This window comes from Kribbella solani, assembly GCF_014205295.1.
Classification (GTDB): domain Bacteria; phylum Actinomycetota; class Actinomycetes; order Propionibacteriales; family Kribbellaceae; genus Kribbella; species Kribbella solani.
In genome coordinates, this window is the sequence record NZ_JACHNF010000001.1 from 1155434 (window position 1) to 1172481 (window position 17048).

At 69.4% G+C, this 17048-nt stretch carries 14 protein-coding genes; 10 read left to right on the forward strand and 4 right to left on the reverse strand.

Annotated elements, in window-relative coordinates; translation table 11 throughout:
• Positions 1-299 precede the first annotated feature (299 nt).
• From HDA44_RS05065 to HDA44_RS05075, 3 genes are all read left to right on the forward strand, one after another.
• The gene (locus tag HDA44_RS05065) at positions 300-1667 is read left to right on the forward strand and encodes a winged helix DNA-binding domain-containing protein (protein ID WP_238352362.1); all 1368 of its coding nucleotides are present in this window, start codon (positions 300-302) and stop codon (positions 1665-1667) included.
• A gap of 281 nt (positions 1668-1948) precedes the next feature.
• The gene (gene metK, locus HDA44_RS05070) at positions 1949-3142 is read left to right on the forward strand and encodes a methionine adenosyltransferase (RefSeq protein ID WP_184831747.1); all 1194 of its coding nucleotides are present in this window, start codon (positions 1949-1951) and stop codon (positions 3140-3142) included.
• Between the two features lie 105 nt (positions 3143-3247).
• Positions 3248-5281 carry a primosomal protein N' gene (locus HDA44_RS05075; RefSeq protein ID WP_184831749.1) on the forward strand — a complete coding sequence of 678 codons (2034 nt, stop codon included), beginning with the start codon at positions 3248-3250 and terminating at the stop codon, positions 5279-5281.
• Between the two features lie 302 nt (positions 5282-5583).
• Here the strand turns inward: HDA44_RS05075 and HDA44_RS05080 are convergent, their stop codons facing one another.
• Positions 5584-6570 carry a helix-turn-helix domain-containing protein gene (locus HDA44_RS05080; RefSeq protein WP_184831751.1) on the reverse strand — a complete coding sequence of 329 codons (987 nt, stop codon included), beginning with the start codon at positions 6568-6570 and terminating at the stop codon, positions 5584-5586.
• A gap of 73 nt (positions 6571-6643) precedes the next feature.
• On the opposite strand from HDA44_RS05080, the gene HDA44_RS05085 reads away from it, so the two are divergent.
• On the forward strand, positions 6644-7855 hold the full coding sequence (locus HDA44_RS05085) for an MDR family MFS transporter (protein ID WP_184831753.1): 1212 nt from the start codon (positions 6644-6646) through the stop codon (positions 7853-7855).
• On the opposite strand, the gene HDA44_RS05090 is transcribed toward HDA44_RS05085, so the two are convergent.
• Entirely contained in the window at positions 7788-9119 is a 1332-nt protein-coding gene (locus tag HDA44_RS05090; protein ID WP_184831755.1) for an MFS transporter, read from the reverse strand. The genes HDA44_RS05085 and HDA44_RS05090 overlap by 68 nt on opposite strands.
• A 97-nt stretch (positions 9120-9216) precedes the next feature.
• On the opposite strand from HDA44_RS05090, the gene HDA44_RS05095 reads away from it, so the two are divergent.
• From HDA44_RS05095 to HDA44_RS05105, 3 genes are read left to right on the forward strand one after another with little or no spacing between them, the layout of a single operon-like run.
• Positions 9217-10167 (forward strand): Lrp/AsnC family transcriptional regulator, encoded by a 951-nt coding sequence (locus HDA44_RS05095; protein ID WP_184831757.1) that lies wholly within the window; start codon positions 9217-9219, stop codon positions 10165-10167.
• A 10-nt stretch (positions 10168-10177) separates the two neighbouring features.
• Positions 10178-10798: an HAD family hydrolase gene (locus HDA44_RS05100; protein ID WP_184831759.1), complete on the forward strand. Its 621-nt coding sequence runs from the start codon at positions 10178-10180 to the stop codon at positions 10796-10798.
• Between the two features lie 4 nt (positions 10799-10802).
• On the forward strand, positions 10803-11345 hold the full coding sequence (locus HDA44_RS05105; RefSeq protein ID WP_184831761.1) for a DUF1707 domain-containing protein: 543 nt from the start codon (positions 10803-10805) through the stop codon (positions 11343-11345).
• On the opposite strand, the gene HDA44_RS05110 is transcribed toward HDA44_RS05105, so the two are convergent.
• Both HDA44_RS05110 and HDA44_RS05115 read right to left on the reverse strand, forming a co-directional pair.
• On the reverse strand, positions 11342-12475 hold the full coding sequence (locus HDA44_RS05110; RefSeq protein WP_184831763.1) for a hypothetical protein: 1134 nt from the start codon (positions 12473-12475) through the stop codon (positions 11342-11344). The genes HDA44_RS05105 and HDA44_RS05110 overlap by 4 nt on opposite strands.
• Before the next feature lie 10 nt (positions 12476-12485).
• Positions 12486-13949: a hypothetical protein gene (locus HDA44_RS05115; protein WP_184831765.1), complete on the reverse strand. Its 1464-nt coding sequence runs from the start codon at positions 13947-13949 to the stop codon at positions 12486-12488.
• A gap of 161 nt (positions 13950-14110) precedes the next feature.
• On the opposite strand from HDA44_RS05115, the gene def reads away from it, so the two are divergent.
• The 3 genes from def to HDA44_RS05130 are packed head-to-tail and all read left to right on the forward strand — an operon-like array spanning position 14111 to position 17012.
• Positions 14111-14668: a peptide deformylase gene (gene def / locus HDA44_RS05120; RefSeq protein WP_184831767.1), complete on the forward strand. Its 558-nt coding sequence runs from the start codon at positions 14111-14113 to the stop codon at positions 14666-14668.
• Positions 14665-15597 (forward strand): methionyl-tRNA formyltransferase, encoded by a 933-nt coding sequence (gene fmt, locus HDA44_RS05125; RefSeq protein ID WP_184831769.1) that lies wholly within the window; start codon positions 14665-14667, stop codon positions 15595-15597. The genes def and fmt overlap by 4 nt, the downstream gene beginning before the upstream one ends.
• Positions 15594-17012: an RsmB/NOP family class I SAM-dependent RNA methyltransferase gene (locus HDA44_RS05130; protein WP_184831771.1), complete on the forward strand. Its 1419-nt coding sequence runs from the start codon at positions 15594-15596 to the stop codon at positions 17010-17012. Before fmt ends, HDA44_RS05130 begins: the two co-directional genes overlap by 4 nt.
• Positions 17013-17048: the final 36 nt, after the last annotated feature.

The window sequence follows — 17048 nt, forward strand, 5'->3', positions numbered from 1 at the left end:
GCCCGCTGTTCGCTGCCGGTTGTGCGTCCGCCGTTTGAGAGGTGAACGTCCGCTCTTGCCCGTTCCAGTGCCGTACGCGACTGGTGAACGGGCGAGCGGAGACGTTCACCTCTCAAATGGCAACTGGGCAGGGGCTGATGGAGGGTCTGGTGGGGGGCGGGTGGGGGTGGGTGTGCGGGGGTGAGTGTGGGGGGTGAGTGTGGCGGGTGGGGTGGTCGTTGGGTAGGGCGCCGGTTGGGTTGGGGATGCGGGGTTGGAAGAGGTCAGGAGTTGTCCGCTTTGGTGGTTAGGGTCGGGGGATGGAGATCAGCTGGGAGGCCGTGGTTGCGCGGCGGATGCGGCGGCACTTTCTGATCGAGCCCGCGGCGACGCCGGTGGAGGCGGTGCGGGCGATGTGCGGGGCGCATGCGCAGATCGCGGCGGCCGGGGAGGTGTCGGTGGCATTGCGAGTGGCCGGCGCCACGCGAGCAACCGTGCAACAACAGGTGATGGGCGCCACGACGAGCGGGCAGCCAGCGCGTGGCGCGACGGGCGGGCGGCAAGTGGGAGCCACGACTGGCGGGCGGCAAGTGGGAGCCACGACGGGCGGGCGGCAAGTGGGAGCCACGACGGGCGGGCTGCAGGCAGGTGGTGTGTCGGTCGTGCAGGAAGCGGGTGCCGGGGCGGATGGGCAGCAGGTCGATGGTGCGCCGGGTGGGCTGCAGGTGGGTGCCGGGGTGGGTGGGCTGGCGGTGGGTGGGGTGGGGCTGGTGAAGACGTTTGGGGCTCGGGGGACTGTGCATTTGTTGCCGGTTGAGGATTTGGGGATGTGGACGGGGGCGTTGGGGGCGTTGCCATCGGTTTCGCAGCCGCAGGGGGCGATTCGGATGAGTGCGGACGAGATCGCGCAGGTGGTGGTGGCGATCGGCGAGGCACTTGCGGAGGACGATCTGACCGTGGACGAACTGTCCGCGGAGGTGATCCGGCGGACGGGGCCGTGGGCGCACGAACCGACATTTCCCGCGTTCCAGGGGGAGTGGTCGCGCTGGCGGCAGGCGATTTCGGTCGCGGCGCACGCGGGCGTGCTGTGTCACGGACCGATGCGCGGGCGGCTCACCACGTACTCGAATCCGCATCGCCGGCAACCGTTCGAGCCGATGCCGGCCGAGAAGGCGCTGACCGAGCTGCTGCACCGCTACCTCTACGCGTACGGACCCGCGACGCCGCAGCAGTTCGCCCGCTGGCTGAAGGTTCCGGCGACCGCGGTCAAGCCGTACTTCGCGGATCTTCCGTACGGGCGACTCGCGGACCAAACCGTATGGTATGCCCCGGGTGACGGCGATTTTTCGGACGAGCGGGCGGAGGGTGTACGCCTGCTGCCGTACTTCGATGCCTATGGGGTTGGCAGTTACCCGCGGGAGTTGCTCTTTCCCGGGAAGGCGTTCGCCCGTGCGACCGCACGCGGGCAGGCCGGGAACTACCCGCTGCTGCTGGTCGACGGTGTGGTCGCCGGTGTCTGGCATCAGAAGAAGGCCGGGCGCACCCTGCAGTTCACGGTCGAGGCGCTCAGCCCGTTGAACAAGCGTCGCCGTGGGTTGCTCGAGCAGGAGGTGGACCGGCTGGGCGAGATCCTCGGGGGCACGCCGTCGCTGACGCTCGGCGAGGTGACGGTCGGCGCCCACGCCTGACAGGCACCCCGCCCGAGCCGAGCAACCCGCCCGAGCCGAGCAACCCGCCCAAGCCCGAGCAACCCGCCCAAGCCCGCGCGGCGTACGCCTGATCCGGCAGCGATTGTCCGGAATGTGATCAGCTATCTCGGATTCTGGATGTTTTCGGAGCGTCAGCCCGACGTGGCTGGAAACTGCTGGCATACTTCCCAAGATGCATCGTCATCCGCCGGTGCATGGGGGGATCGTGCGGCTGTGCCAACCCGCGGTCGTGCGGCAGACGAGGAATCCGAGGGAGAACTGTGGCGAGCCGCCTTTTCACGTCCGAGTCCGTGACCGAAGGTCACCCGGACAAGATCGCTGACCAGATCAGCGACTCCATCCTCGACGCGCTGCTGGCCGAGGACCCGAAGAGCCGGGTCGCGGTCGAGACCCTGATCACCACGGGTCTGGTCGTGGTCGCGGGTGAGGTCACCACGACGGCGTACGTCGACATTCCGGGGATCGTGCGGGCCCGCATCCTGGAGATCGGCTACGACTCGTCCCTGAAGGGTTTCGACGGCGCGTCCTGTGGGGTGCAGGTCGCCATCGGGAGCCAGTCACCGGACATCGCCCAGGGCGTCGACACCGCGTACGAGACGCGCTCGTCGGCGTCGGAGGACGCGCTGGACCTGCAGGGCGCCGGCGACCAGGGCCTGATGTTCGGGTACGCGTCGAACGAGACGCCCGAGCTGATGCCGTTGCCGATCACGATCGCGCACCGGCTGTCCGAGCGGCTGTCCGAGGTGCGCAAGAACGGCACCCTGGCGTACCTGCGCCCGGACGGCAAGACCCAGGTCACGGTCGAGTACGACGGTGACAAGGCGGTACGGATCGACACCGTGGTGGTGTCCAGCCAGCACGCGGCGGACATCAACCTGGAGTCGATGCTGACGCCGGACATCAAGAAGCACGTGGTCGACCCGGTGCTGGAGCAGTTCGACATCGATTCGGCCGACTACAAGCTGCTGGTGAACCCGACCGGCCGGTTCGAGATCGGTGGCCCGATGGGCGACGCCGGGCTGACCGGCCGGAAGATCATCATCGACACGTACGGCGGGATGGCGCGGCACGGTGGTGGCGCGTTCTCCGGCAAGGACCCGTCGAAGGTGGACCGTTCGGCCGCGTACGCGATGCGCTGGGTGGCGAAGAACATCGTCGCCGCCGGGCTCGCGGACCGGGTCGAGTGCCAGGTCGCGTACGCGATCGGCAAGGCGGCGCCGGTCGGGTTCTACGTCGACACCTTCGGTACCGAGAAGGTGCCGGTGAGCAAGATCGCCGAGGCGGCGCGCGAGGTGTTCGACCTGCGGCCGGCCGCGATCATCCGCGACCTGGAGCTGCTCCGCCCGATCTACGCCCAGACCGCGAAGAACGGTCACTTCGGCCGTACCGGCGAGGACTTCACCTGGGAGCGCACCGACCGCGTCGAGGCACTGAAAGCAGCGGTCAACAAGTAAGTAGCGGGCCCGGCCGCCGAGTAAGCGACGGCCGGGCCGGCGCTTGTCCACAGCCAGGGTGTCGGCCTCCGACGGTGCGTGGTCGTGGCCGACTAGAGTTTCCCGGTGACATCGAACGGCGAGTCCCCGGAGCAGTTGACGCTGCTGCGCGACACCGTTCGCAAGTCGCGTACGAAGGAGCCCGCCGGGATCACCGCGACGCTGCCGGTGGCCCGGATCGCGGTCGATGTCTCGTTGCCGCATCTCGACCGGCCGTTCGACTACCTCGTCCCGGACGATCTGGCCGCGGCGGCGCAGCCCGGCGCGCGGGTGAAGGTGCGGTTCGCCGGCAAGGACCTGGCCGGGTACGTGCTGGAGCGGCTGGACGCGTCCGATCACGACGGCAAACTGGCCCGGCTCCGCAAGGTCGTTTCGCCTGAGCGGGTGCTGACGCCGGAGGTCGCCGACCTGTGTCGCGCGGTCGCCGATCGGTACGCCGGGGTGCTCGCCGATGTCACCCGGCTCGCCGTTCCGCCGCGGCACGCGAAGGTGGAAGGTGAGGCGCTGCGCTGCGATCAGCCCGCGCGGCCGCCGAAGTCGACGTCACGGTCCGAATGGGCGCCGTACCCGGCTGGTTTTCTGGACGCGATCTCCCGCGCGGAGTCGCCGCGCGCTGTCTGGACCGCGGTGCCTGGCGCCGACTGGGCGCTCGCGTTCGCGCAGGCCGCGGCCGTATGCGCCGCGTCCGGCCGTGGCGCGCTGCTGCTCGCTCCGGACGCCCGCGATCTCGAGCGGCTCGCTGCCGCGTGTAAGTCCGTGCTCGGCGAAACCGGCTTTGTCACGCTGTCGGCGGACCTCGGCCCGACCGCGCGCTACCGCGCCTTCCTCGCCGCCGTACGCGGATGCGCGCGCGTCGTCATCGGCACCCGCGCGGCCGCGTTCGCGCCGGTCGCGGACCTCGGTTTGGTGGCGATGTGGGACGACGGCGACGAGTCGTACGCCGAGCCGCGCGCCCCGTACCCGCATGCCCGGGAAGTCCTGCTTTTGCGGGCGTTCCGGCAGCAATGCGCCGCGCTGCTCGGTGGGTACGCGCGGTCGGCGGAGGCGGCGGCGTTGCTGGAGTCCGGGTTCGCGCACGAGCTGATCGCGGACCGTACGGCGATCCGCGCGGCCGCGCCGGCCGTACACATCGCGGGGGAGTCGGACATCGACCTGGCCCGCGACCCGGGCGCGCGGGCGGCGCGGTTGCCGCACCGGGCGTTCGAGATCGCGCGGGACGGGTTGCGTACGGGGCCGGTGCTCGTGCAGGTTCCACGAGCCGGGTACTTGCCGAGTCTGGTCTGCCAAACCTGCCGCGCGCCGTCGCGATGTACGACCTGCGGCGGAACGTTGCGGCGTACGGGCGGCTCCGGTCCGGCGAGTTGCAGTATGTGCGGACGGCCCGCGACCGACCACCGGTGCCCGGAGTGCGGTGACACCCGGATGCGCGCGGCGGTGATCGGCGCACGTCGGACCGCGGAGGAGCTCGGCCGTGCCTTTCCCGGAGTCGTGGTGCGTACGTCGGGTGGTGACAACATGCTCGACGTCGTTTCGGATGCGGCCGCGCTGATCGTGAGTACGCCAGGCGCCGAGCCGGTCGCGGAAGGTGGTTACAGCGCCGCGCTGCTTCTGGACACGTGGCTGATGCTGTCCCGCCCTGACCTCCGTGCACCGGAAGAGGCCGTCCGCCGCTGGTTCAACGCCGCCGCGCTGGTACGCCCGGCCAGCTCCGGCGGCACCGTCATCCTGGTCGGCGACCCGTCCGCGCTGCCCCTCCAGGCCATCGTCCGCTGGAGCCCCGAAGGCTACGCGGCCCGCGAAATCGAGGACCGCCGCACCGCCCGCCTCGCCCCCGCCGCCAAACTCGCCGAACTCACCGGCCCCGGCGAGTCCGTCAACGACCTGATCACCCGCCTCCGCGACACCATCCCACCGTCCGCCGGCCTGGAGGTCCTCGGCCCGGTAGACGTCGACGACGAAACCGTCCGCGCCGTCGTCCGCACCCCCCGCCCCCAAGGCCCCACCCTCGTCCGCTCCCTCAAAGACGCCCAATCAGCCCGCACCACCAAAAAGAACCCCGGCACCGTCCGAATCCAGGTAGACCCACCGACCTTCGGCTGACCTCTCGGGCCTGTGGATAGACCGCAGTGGCTGACCAGTCTTCCTGTACGACGATTGCGGTCCGGGAACGCACGGACGGACGAGGACGATGGAGTGCGACCAGTTCGGTCGTGAGTACCAGCGCCGGCGCCGCCGGACCAGTCACCCGAGTTGAGGCAACTTCGGGCAACAGGTACGGCAGCTTGGCGCGAGACAGCACGCTGAGTGCAGCAGACGCAGGTTCTTGGCCTGCTCGCGCCCATGACCGACGACGGTTGTTGGACGACCTCCTCGCGGTCGGAGGGTGGGCAGGCGCCGGCTGTTCAGGCTGGGGTTTTGAGGGTGGCGGCGGTGAGCAGTTGGTGGCCCAGGGGAGTGCGGTGGTAGAGGACGGCGCGGCCGTCGCGGCGGGAGGTTACGACGCCGGCGTTGCGGAGGATGGTGAGGTGGACGCTGAGGGTGGGGGCGGACAGGCCTAGTTGGTGGGCCAGGTGGGTGGTGGACATGGGGAGGTCGAGGTGGCTGACGATGGCGGCTCGGGTGCGGCCGACCAGGTCGGCCAAGGGGGAGTCGGTGGTGTCTTGGCGGTCTTCCCACAGGCGGCCCAGACCGCGGGGTGGGTACGTGATGGTCGGGACGTGGGGCGCGCCGGTGACTGCCAGGCCGGCCGGCCAGGTGAAGACGCACGGGACCAGGAGTACGCCTTGGCCGGTCATCGGTTCGCCGTCGCAGCAGAACGGGCGGTTGATTTCGATTCGGTCGCTGCTGTAGCTGATCGACGGATGCAGGTTGCGGAACAGCCGTTCGATGCCGCCGCTGGCGAGTTCGTCCAGCCGGAACGCAAGGTCCTCCTGCAGTAGCGAGCGCATCCGTCGCCAGTCCGGCTCGATGGCTCGTTGCCAGTACGTCTCCAGCGCCGTGGTGATCAGGCCGAGCGCCTTCGCGGGCCGGGTGATCAAGTCCGGGAGCATCGGGTGTGGCGTGTCGTGGTGCAGCCGGCCGAGCTCGTCGACCACCAGGTCGTGCGGTGTCGCGGCGATCGCGGCGAGGCCCGACTCGAAGCTGGTCGACCGTCGCGGCGGCGCGGGGGTGAGGAAGTCGGGGATGTAGCCGTACGACGGAATCAGTGCCCTGAGCAACGTCAGGTCGTCGCCCTCGATCACCGGCCGTACCTTCTGCAGCCACGGCCCGTGTACGCTCCGCGCGGTGTTGTTGCTGAGCGCCCGCACGCTCGTCACGGCTTCCCACACCGGCGACAGCGCGAACCGGATCCGCCCGACGTCGCCGGCGCTCAACCTGATCGTGATCACCACCCCACCATAGACGATTAGGCCTGACCCTAATCATCGACAGCGCGCCGGGCCGGGCCGGACAGTTGTTCCCATGAGTGCAGTCGCCGTCGGCAGCCCGGCCTCCACCGCCCTTCCGCGGGCGTTCTGGGCGCTCTGGGTGTGCCAACTGGTCAACCGGCTCGGCAGCTTCGTCCAGCCGTTCCTCGTCCTCTACCTCACCCACGACCGCCACCTGTCCGCCGGCACGGCGGGCGCGGTCGCGGCAGCAGTCGGCGCCGGTACGGTAGCCGCGCAGCTCGTCGGCGGCCTGCTCGCCGACCGCGTCGGCCGCCGGCTGACGATGCTGATCTGCTTCTTCGGTACCGGCGCCGCGCTGGTCCTGCTCGGGTCGGCCCGCGAGATGGTGATGATCTGGATCGCGGCGTTCCTGGTCGGCCTGCTCGGCGACCTGTTCCGCCCGGCCGTCCAGGCCACCGTCGCCGATCTGCTCCAGCCGAACGAGCGGGTCCGCGCGTACGGCCTGCTGTTCTGGGCGATCAACCTCGGTTTCTCGGTCTCCACCGTCAGCGCCGGCGTCCTGGCGTCCATCGGGTACGGCCTGCTCTTCTGGCTGAACGCCGCGACCTCGGTGATCGCCGGGGTGGTGATCTGGACGATGGTCCCGGAGACCCGTCCGGTACTCGACGAAGGTACGCCGCGCCGCCCGCTGCTCGGCGTCGTACTGCGTGACACCGTGTTCCTGTTCATGATCCTGATCCAGATCGGGTACGCGACCATCTACTTCCAGGGCTACTCGACGCTCCCGTTGGCGATGGCCGCGGACGGACTGCGTTCCGAGACGTACGGTCTGGTGATCGCGCTGAACGGTGTCGTGATCGTGCTCCTCCAGCCTTTCCTCGGCCGCTGGCTGGTCAAGCTCGACCGCCCGAAGCTCCTGGCCGCATCGATGCTCGTGGTCGGGCTCGGCTTCGGTCTGGGCGCGGTCGTGCACGGCTGGTGGGGGTACGGCCTGTCGGTCGTGGTGTGGACGATCGGCGAGATCGGGTTCGCCGCGGTGATCGGTGCCGTGTTCGCCGACCTCGCACCGATCGACCTGCGCGGCCGGTACATGGGTCTGTCCGGCATGGCGTTCGGCATCGGCACGGTGATCGGCCCGCTGGCCGGTACGAACGCCCTGCAGCACCTCGGCGCAACGGTGACCTGGATCGGGTGTGGCGTACTCGGTGTGCTGATCTTCATCGGCCAGTACGCACTGGCTCCTGCACTGCACGCCCGAGCGCTAGCCAACGCGGCGACCGCATGAGGTGCGCGGTCGCGAACGTCACCGCGACCACCGCGACCGCCACCCAAACCGTCCGATCGAGACCGGCCGGGTGATGCAGGAACAGCGACCCGAACGCCGCGACGCCGAACGTGCCACCGAACTGCTGCACCGCATTCAGCAACCCAGCAGCTGAGCCGGTCTCATGCGGTTCGACCCGGTGCAACGCCTCGGTGAAGAACGCGGTGGTGAACAGCCCCACCCCGATACCACCAACAGCCAGCCCAAGCACCAGCGCGTACGGCGTAACAGCCAGCCCTGCGACCAGTACGCCGAGCCCCACGTACATCAACCGGGAACCGAACCGTGCGACCAGCCACTGACCCGCGACGAGTGACGCGACACCGGATGCGGCGGACCACGGCAGCAGGGTGAGGCTCGACTGCATCACGCTGTGGTGCAGGGTGAGCTGCTGATGCAGCACGACAACCAGCGTGACGCCACTCAGCACCGCGAAGAACAGCGTCGAGGTAATCAGCGCCGGTGCGAACCCCCGATGCGCGAACAGACTCGTCTCGATCAACCGCCCTTCGCTCCGCCGCCCTTGCTGGACGGCACAGACACCGAGCACTGCCACACCGACCGCGAGCAGGACCCAGTCGCGCGACTGCAGCACCGGATAGACGACCAGCGCGGTACCAACCGTCAGCAGCACTGTCCCAACAGCATCGATGCCCGGCGGCCGAGGCGACGCTGACTCCGGCAGTAGCCGTGACAGCGCCAGCACAGCCAGCCCGAGCGGTACGTTGACCAGGAAGACCGCACGCCAGGAGCTGACTTCGGTGATGAGGCCGCCGAGTAGTGGCCCGGAGATGCCGGCCAGTCCCATCACCGGTCCGATCGTGCCGAGCGCTTTGGCGAGCTGTCCGCCGCTGAAGCTGGACTTGATCAGCCCGATCGTCTGTGGAATCACCAACGCGGCCGCCGCGCCCTGCACGGCCCGCGCGCCGATCAGCAGGCCCGCGTCGGATACCACCGCACAAACGGCTGAGGTCAGCACGAAAGCGGTGACGCCGAGGACAAAGACCCGCCGCCGCCCGTACCGGTCGCCGAGCCGGCCGCCGGTGATCAGCAACGCGGCGAAAGGCAGCGTGTACGCCGCGCTGAACCACTGGATGTCCGAGGTACGGCCGCCGAGCTCACTGTGGATGACCGGCGCCGCCACCTGGACGATCGTCGCGTCGAGCAGATTCATCGCCTCCGCGACCAGGAGCGCGATCAGCCCGATCCATCGCTTGTTCGTCATGCCGCCACGATGCGCCCATGACGGCGAAACATTCCATTTTGCATGCCAACATTGGCGAAAGGTTCCATCATGACCGCCAATAGGCGAAGATTCGTGCATGGTTGATGCGATCGACCGGGCCTTGATCCATGCGTTGCAGCTGGACAGCAGGGCGCCGTACAGCCGGATCGGTGAAGTGCTCGGCGTCTCGACGCAGACCGTCGCGCGGCGGTTCAACCGGCTGCGCGCCGAAGCCGGTCTGCGGGTGGTCGGCCTGCCCGACTCCCAGGCGGCCGGTCAGGCGCAGTGGTTGCTCCGGTTGACCGCGGCGCCGCAGGCAGCGCGGGAGCTGGCCGGCGCGCTCGCCCGGCGCCCGGACACGAGCTGGGTCAAGCTGGCGTCCGGCGGTACCGAGATCGTCGCGACCGTGCACAGCTCTCCCTCTGACGGCAACCAGCTGCTCCTGCACGACATCCCACGCACTGCCGGCATCACAGCGGTCTCCGCGCACTATCTGCTGCACCTGTACGTAGGCGGTCCGACGGCCTGGCGCGGGCGGGTGAAGAGCCTCACTGCCGCACAACAGGCGGCCCTGCGGACGACTGCACCGGATCGCGGATCGGCGCGTGAGCTCAACGCAGGTGACGCCAAGTTGTTGACCGCGCTCGGTGAGGACGGGCGGATGACGCTGGCTGATCTCTCCGAACGCACCGGCTGGTCCGCGGCGACTGTCGCGCGGCGGCTCGAGGAACTGCAGCAGAGCGGCGCGCTGTACTACGACGTGGACGTCGATCCCGTAGTGCTCGGCTACACCACCAGCGCGATGCTGTGGCTGTCGGTACAGCCCGCGTACCTGGACGCCGTCGGGCGGGCGCTGGCCGAACACGACGAACTGCCCTTCGTCGCGGCCACCACCGGCCGGACGAATCTCGTCGCGCAGGCGCTCTGTGACAGTCCGGGCGCGCTGCACTCGTACCTGGTCGATCGGGTCGGCGCGATCGAGCACATCACCGCGATCGAGACCACTCCGGTGCTGCGTACGGTGAAAGCGGCGGCGCCCTTCTCGTAGGGTTGCGGGCATGACTGAGGCGACGATCGACGCGGTGGTGTTCGACATCGGCGGCGTACTTCTGGACTGGAGCCCGACCTACCTGTACGCGGACCTGATCCCGGACGAGGACGAGCGGACGCACTTCCTGACCAACATCGCCAGCCCGGCGTGGAACCACCGGCAGGACGAAGGGCGGCCGTGGGCCGAGGCGGTCGCGGAGCTGACCAGCCTGCATCCGGAGCACGCCGAGTGGATCGCCGCGTACGACCACGGCTGGCTGAAGATGGTCAAGGGCGTGTTCGAGGACACGGCCGTGGTGCTCGGCGAGCTCCAGGCGCTGGGCCTGCCGACGTACGCGCTGACGAACTTCTCCGGCGAGAAGTGGGAGGTGGCGAAGGACGCGTTCCCGGTACTGACCAGCTTCGACGGCGAGGTGGTTTCCGGCGTCGAGCAGACGGCGAAACCGGACGAGAAGATCTATCGCATCCTGATCGACCGGTTCGGTCTCGACCCGGCGCGGACCTTCTACACCGACGACATGGCGTACAACGTCGACGGTGCCCGCGCGGCCGGGCTGGATGCCGAGGTCTTCACCGGCGCCGCGGATCTGCGTATCCAGCTCCGGAGCCGCGGTCTGGCACTACAGTGAGCCGGTGACCTCCGTGCCAGAAGATCGTTCGCCGTCGGCCCGTGAAGGCGACCGCGACGCCGCCGTACAGCGCGTGCAGGAGGCCTACACCGATGGGCTGCTCACGCACGAGGAGATGGACGAGCGGCTGCATCAGGTGCTGTCCGCGAAGACCGGGCAGGACATCGAGGTGGCGCTCGCGTCGCTGCCCGTGCCGGATCCGGGCCGCTCGGCCGGCATCGCGGCGGCGACCGGCCGGATCAAACGGACCGGCGCCTGGCGGGTGCCGCGCAAACTCAAGGTCAACTCCGAGTTCGGCCGGGTCAAGCTGGACCTGTCCCGGGCGGTCTGGGAGTACCCGGAGCTCGACCTCGAGCTGAACCTCGGCACCGGCAGCGCGAAGATCCGGGTGCCCCGGGACGCGGTCGTCGACCTCGACGGCCTGACGACCGCGTTGAAGGACTCGCCGTACCAGCCGCCGCGCCGATCCGACGGGACCGGTCCGCGGATCCGGATCACCGGCACCATCGGTTTCGGCAAGGTGAAGATCCGGCACGCGAAGCGCTAGGCGACCGCGGCGGCGATCGTTTCGGTGTACGTGGGGGAGCTGGCCAAGTGCGCCGCCTCCACGTACACGGTGTTGTCCTGGCACGTCATCGGAGTCAGCGCGACGCCCGGCGCGGCGGCGTACAAGCGTTGTGGGGTCGCGATCCCGGGCCGCCAGCGGTTGATCTGGTAGGACTCGACGCCGGCCGTGCTGACCGTCCGCGTCTCCCAGAGAATCCAGTTGCCACAGGCAAGGATCGTGTCGGTGATCACGGTGCCGAGCGGCCGGGCGGGGGAGTCGCCGGACTCGCGGACGTACGCCTTGCTCTGGTACTGGTCCGGGTCGGACGCGCCGACCTCCGACCAGACCGTTGCGCCGCGCAACGACACGCCACTCCACTGAATGCAGTTGGTTGCCGCCGGCACCGGCTTGACCGCGCCGCCGGACAGGGGAGTGGTGAGGACGCGTTTGCATCGGCGCGAGGTTTCCGGCGCGGCGATCTCGCTGAACGTGACCGAGTCCGCCGACACCACCGGATCGGCGACGTACCCGGGCGCCGCCACGCAGGTGACGCTGCGGTACTTCAGCGTGGACAGCTCCGCGATGATCAGGCAGGAGCGGTTCTTCGCGTCGGTCGAGCTGTACGCGAACGTGCCGTCGTACGCGCCGATCTCCGGCTCGGACACCGGCGGCAGCCCAGCCGGCGCGGTCGCCTTTCCGGTACTGAGGTCGTAGCGGACCACCTTGATCTGCGGATCCGGCCCGTCGGAACGGATGTCCTGGACCAAGGCCCAGCGATCGTCGATGACAACGGGGGACTGGGCAACGAACCCGGCCGGCGGTACGTGGCGGACGATCACCTTTTGCGTACCGCGGTCCGCGATCGTGGTCGTACCCGCCTCGTCGCTGCCGCGGGTGACGACGTATTTGCGTTGCCGCGTGACCAGGTGCTGACTGTCGACCGGCTGGCGAAGCACATTCGCCCAGGTGGGCAGCGCCGTACCCGAGTCGCTCGGTTTCGCCGGGGTGGTTGGAGCAGGTGACGGCGGTGGGGTGCTGCTCGGGGACGGGCTGCTCTCCGGCTTGGCGGAGGAGCAGCCCGCCACGAGCAGGACCAGAAGGGTGCCTACGGCAACTGTACGGCGACGCATCGTGGAGTGATCACAGCCCGATGTTCTGGAAGGAGTTGGCCAGGGTCGCGTTGAACAGGGCACTGGCCGGGATGTTCTTCGGGCCGTCGGTGACGTTGCCGCGGCTGTTGAAGCGGCGCTCGTTGAACACCTCGAAGATCGCGATCGTCCCGTTCGCCTTGTTGTAGCCGCGGCCGACCTGGTAGTGGCCGCTGTGGTTGAAGGCCAGATACGGGAAGTACCGCTTGAGCAGCTGGACGTGCTCGATCACCGGCGCCTTGTACACGCCGAGGTGCTTCTGGTGCACCGCGAAGAAGGTCTGCGCGTTCCAGCCGGAGACGTTCTGCACGATGTACGTACCGGCCGACTTCGGCCAGCCCGTCTTCAGGTTGGTCTGCTGCACCATCGCGGAGATCGCGGTACCGCCGGTGGTCGACCCGAGATCCTTCGCCCAGGACGCCTGGGTGTCCTTCTGCTTGTCGTCCGCCCAGTCAATCGACTGGAAGGTCGCGGGCCCACACCAGTACCCCTTCTCCTGAGAGGTCTGGTACCCCTTCATGATGTACGCCGAGCTCGGCGCGGCAAGCGGCGCCGCCGGAGTCTGCGGGCCGGCCGGTGTCGAGGTGCCTACCGGCGTCGTGGGGGCGGTCGGTTTGGGCGACGACGGACCGACGGTCGGAGCGGTGCGCGTGGGCGCCGAGGTGGGGCCTGGTGTCGCGCCCGGGGTTTGGGCGGGTGATCCGGCCGGGGCTGGCTCTGGGTTGGGCGGGGGTGTGTTTGCTTCGGCGATCTCGCGGAGTTCGCGGGCCTTTTCGCGGCCGTTCCAGGCGGCGCGCATTTCGTCGAGTTCGACCGCCACGCGGCTGCTCTTCGGCAGCGCGGCCCGCTGGGCGACGAACGCGGCAGCGGTCAGATCACCGGTGGGGATGTCCTGCTCGGCGTTCATCTCATCCGCGGCACGCGGATCGGGCTGGCTCATCAGCGCATGCCGCTGAGCCCCGGTCGGCACCTTGTCGACGAACCCGAGCCCGAGACAGTAGTTCTCGGTGTCGAGCTTGAAACACCGCAGCATCGACGCAGCCTGCGCGGACGTGTCAGCCGACCGCAGCTGCACGTCACCGGGTGAGGTCCGCGTGACCTCCGTCACCACGTCGCCCCACGACTTCGCCACCGGCTCGTCGGAGGAGGTGCCAGGACCATCGGTCGGCCGCGTGGTCGGGGTGGCGGTCGGCGATCCGGTCGGTGTCGGATCGCCTGTCGGATCACTCGTCGGCGACCAGGACGGTGCGCCGGTCGCGGCGCCGGCGGGGGTCTGCGAAGCCGAGGGGTCACCGGCTGGATCACCGGTTGGATCAACGGCTGGATCGGTGGTGGGGCGGCCGGTGTACTCGCGGTAACCGGGGTCTTGGGGCTGGTAGGCCTGGGCGGTGAGGGGCGCCTGCGCAAGCAGGGCACCCAGGAGGATCAGAGTTGCCCCCCGTGCTGCAGTGAGCATTGGGTCTCCCGAGCGGCGTGTGACGGCAGTGACTGAGGGTACGCCTGGGACCACAGTACGTGCTTGAGGCAACAATGGGGAGGGGGCCTAGCTCCTGAATCCCAGCAGGGCCCGCACTAGACTTGCCCGGTCCCGGTCCGTGGAACCTGTGTGGAGAGTCTGTGTCGGTCCAACCCATCCGCCTGTTCGGCGACCCCGTGCTGATCACCAAGGCAGAACCGGTAGTCGATTTCGACGCCGAGCTGCGCCGCCTGGTCGCGGACCTGACCGACACCATGCAGGACGCGCCCGGATCCGGCCTGGCCGCGCCGCAGATCGGCGTCGGGCTGCGGGTGTTCACGTACCACGTGGAGGGTGAACTCGGGCACCTGATCAACCCCGAGCTGTCCCTGTCGGCCGACGAGCAGTTCGGCCCCGAGGGCTGCCTCTCGATCCCCGGCCTGACCTTCGACTGCCGCCGCGCCCAGGCGGTGATCGCGAAGGGCTTCAACATGTACGGCGACCCGGTGGTGATCGAGGGTTCGGACCTGCTCGCCCGCTGCATCCAGCACGAGACCGACCACCTGGACGGCGTCCTGTTCGTCGACCGGCTCGACCGGGAGACCCGCAAACAGGCGATGAAGGCGATCCGCGAGGCCGAATGGTCCGGTCTCTCCGGGCTGTACGGTCAACCGCAGATCAAGGTCTCGCCCCACCCCACGAACGGATTCGGCCTTTGAGAGTCGTCTTTGCCGGTACCCCTGAGCCCGCCGTCACCGCGCTCAAGGCGATCGTTGCCGGCCGCCACGAGTTGGTCGGCGTCGTCACCCGCCCGGACGCGCCCGCGGGCCGCGGCCGGAAGCTGGTCGCGTCGCCGGTCGCGCAGTACGCGGAGGAACTCGGCGGCATCGAGATCCTGAAGCCGGTGAAGCCCAGTGACCCGGAGTTCCTGGCCCGGCTGCGGGAGATCGCGCCGGACTGCTGCCCGGTGGTCGCGTACGGCGGTCTCCTGCCGCAGGCCGCGCTCGACATTCCGCCGCACGGCTGGATCAACCTGCACTTCTCGGTACTGCCCGCCTGGCGTGGTGCCGCGCCGGTGCAGCATTCGATCATCTCCGGTGACGACGTGACCGGCGCGAGTACGTTCCGGATCGTGAAGGCGCTCGACGCCGGCCCGGTGTACGGCGTACTCACCGAACCGATCGGCCCGGAGGACACGTCCGGTGACTTGCTGAACCGGCTCGCGGTGTCCGGCGCGAAGCTGCTGGTCGACACGCTCGACGGGATCGAGGCGGGTGTGCTGGAGGCGCGCGAGCAGCCGGCCGACGGGGTGACGCTGGCGCCGAAGCTCAATGTCGAGGACGCGGAGCTGGATCTGACCGCGCCGGCGCGGCGGGTGGATCGGCTGGTTCGCGGGTGCAACCCGGCGCCGGGCGCGTGGACGACGTTCCGCGGCGAGCGGCTGAAGGTGCTGGCCGTACGCCTCACCGACGACGACCTGAAACCGGGCGAGTTGCAGGCGACGAAGTCGAGCGTCAAGGCCGGGACCGGAAGCAAGGCGGTCGAGCTGGTGACGGTGCAGCCGCAGGGCAAGAAGCCGATGGCCGCGGCGGACTGGGCGCGCGGCATCCGGCTGACCGGCGAGGATCGGCTGGGTCCGAGCGCGTGAGTGATCGGTCTCCTCGAAATCGCGGGGCGCAGCGCGGGCCGGATCGGGTCCGGAAGGTCGCGTACCAGGTCATCCGGCAGGTCACCGCGGAAGGTGGGTACGCGAACCTCGCGCTGAACAAGGCGCTGCGCGAGGCGCGGCTCGGTGGGCGCGACGCCGCGTTCTGTACGGAGCTGGTGCACGGGACCTTGCGTTGGCAAGGCACGTACGACGTGTTCCTGGCGCGGAGTGTTTCGCGGCGGCTGGAGGATCTGGATCCAGAGCTGCTCGATCTGTTGCGGCTCGGTGGTCATCAGCTGCTGAACATGCGCGTCGACTCGTACGCGGCGGTGTCCGAGATGGTCACGCTGACGCGCTCGGAGCTGGGTCAGAAGCGTACGGGGCTGGTGAACGCTGTTCTTCGCAAGATCAGCCAGCGGTCGCTGGATCAGTGGATTGCGGCTGCTGCTCCGTCGGTCGAGGAGGATCTGATCGGTCACCTGGCGGTTGCCGACGCGCATCCGCGGTGGGTGATCGAGGCGTTCGATCGGGCGCTGGGCGACGGTGCGGACGGGCTGGAAGATCTGCTTGCCGCTGACAACGAGCCGCCGCGGGTGACGTTGGTGGCCCGGCCTGGGTTGTCGGATGTGGACGAGTTGGTACGCGCTGGTGCCGCGCCGGCGCGCTGGTCACCGTACGGCGCGGTGCTCGAAGGCGGCGGTGACCCGGGCCGAATCGAGGCGGTCGCGACCGGCCGAGCAGGTGTGCAGGACGAGGGATCTCAGTTGGTCGCACTCGCCCTCGCGTCGGCACGACTCGAAGGAGACGACGCCGACTGGCTCGACCTGTGCGCAGGACCTGGTGGGAAATCCGCACTGCTCGCCGCGCTGGTTGAACAGCGTGGGGTGGGGCGCGGGGGAGCGCCTGCGGCGGGTGCTGGGCGGTTGACTGCGGTTGAGCCGTTGAAGCATCGGGCGGAGTTGGTGCGGGCCAATCTTCGTGCGATTCCGGGTGATCACAAGGTTCTGGTGGGGGACGGGACCAAGCCGACGTGGCCGGCGGGCTCGTTCGATCGGGTGCTGGCGGACGTTCCATGCAGCGGGCTGGGCGCGCTGCGGCGGCGGCCGGAGGCGCGGTGGCGGCGTACGCCGGATGACGTCCGCGAGCTGCGCCCCCTCCAGGAGAACCTGCTCGACTCGGCGATCACCTCGGTCCGCCCGGGCGGTGTCGTCGCGTACGTCACCTGCTCGCCGCACCCGGACGAAACCCGCGCCGTGGTCGACGCGGTTCTCGCCCGACGGAGCGACGCCCAGCTGGAGGACGCCCGCGACCTGTTCCCAGGCGTACCGGACCTCGGCGCCGGACCCGACGTCCAGCTCTGGCCGCACCTCCACGGCACCGACGCGATGTACCTCGCATTGATCCGTCGTACCTGACAACGCGACCTGCTGTCAGGCGCCACCCGGCGAACG

Bases quoted from the DNA above. Each gene is read 5' to 3' on its own strand.
- HDA44_RS05065 (WP_238352362.1), top strand. From the start codon at position 300: ATGGAGATCAGCTGGGAGGCCGTGGTTGCGCGGCGGATGCGGCGGCAC.
- HDA44_RS05085 (WP_184831753.1), top strand. From the start codon at position 6,644: ATGAGTGCAGTCGCCGTCGGCAGCCCGGCCTCCACCGCCCTTCCGCGG.
- HDA44_RS05090 (WP_184831755.1), bottom strand. From the start codon at position 9,119: ATGACGAACAAGCGATGGATCGGGCTGATCGCGCTCCTGGTCGCGGAG.
- HDA44_RS05095 (WP_184831757.1), top strand. From the start codon at position 9,217: ATGGTTGATGCGATCGACCGGGCCTTGATCCATGCGTTGCAGCTGGAC.
- HDA44_RS05100 (WP_184831759.1), top strand. From the start codon at position 10,178: ATGACTGAGGCGACGATCGACGCGGTGGTGTTCGACATCGGCGGCGTA.
- HDA44_RS05110 (WP_184831763.1), bottom strand. From the start codon at position 12,475: ATGCGTCGCCGTACAGTTGCCGTAGGCACCCTTCTGGTCCTGCTCGTG.
- HDA44_RS05115 (WP_184831765.1), bottom strand. From the start codon at position 13,949: ATGCTCACTGCAGCACGGGGGGCAACTCTGATCCTCCTGGGTGCCCTG.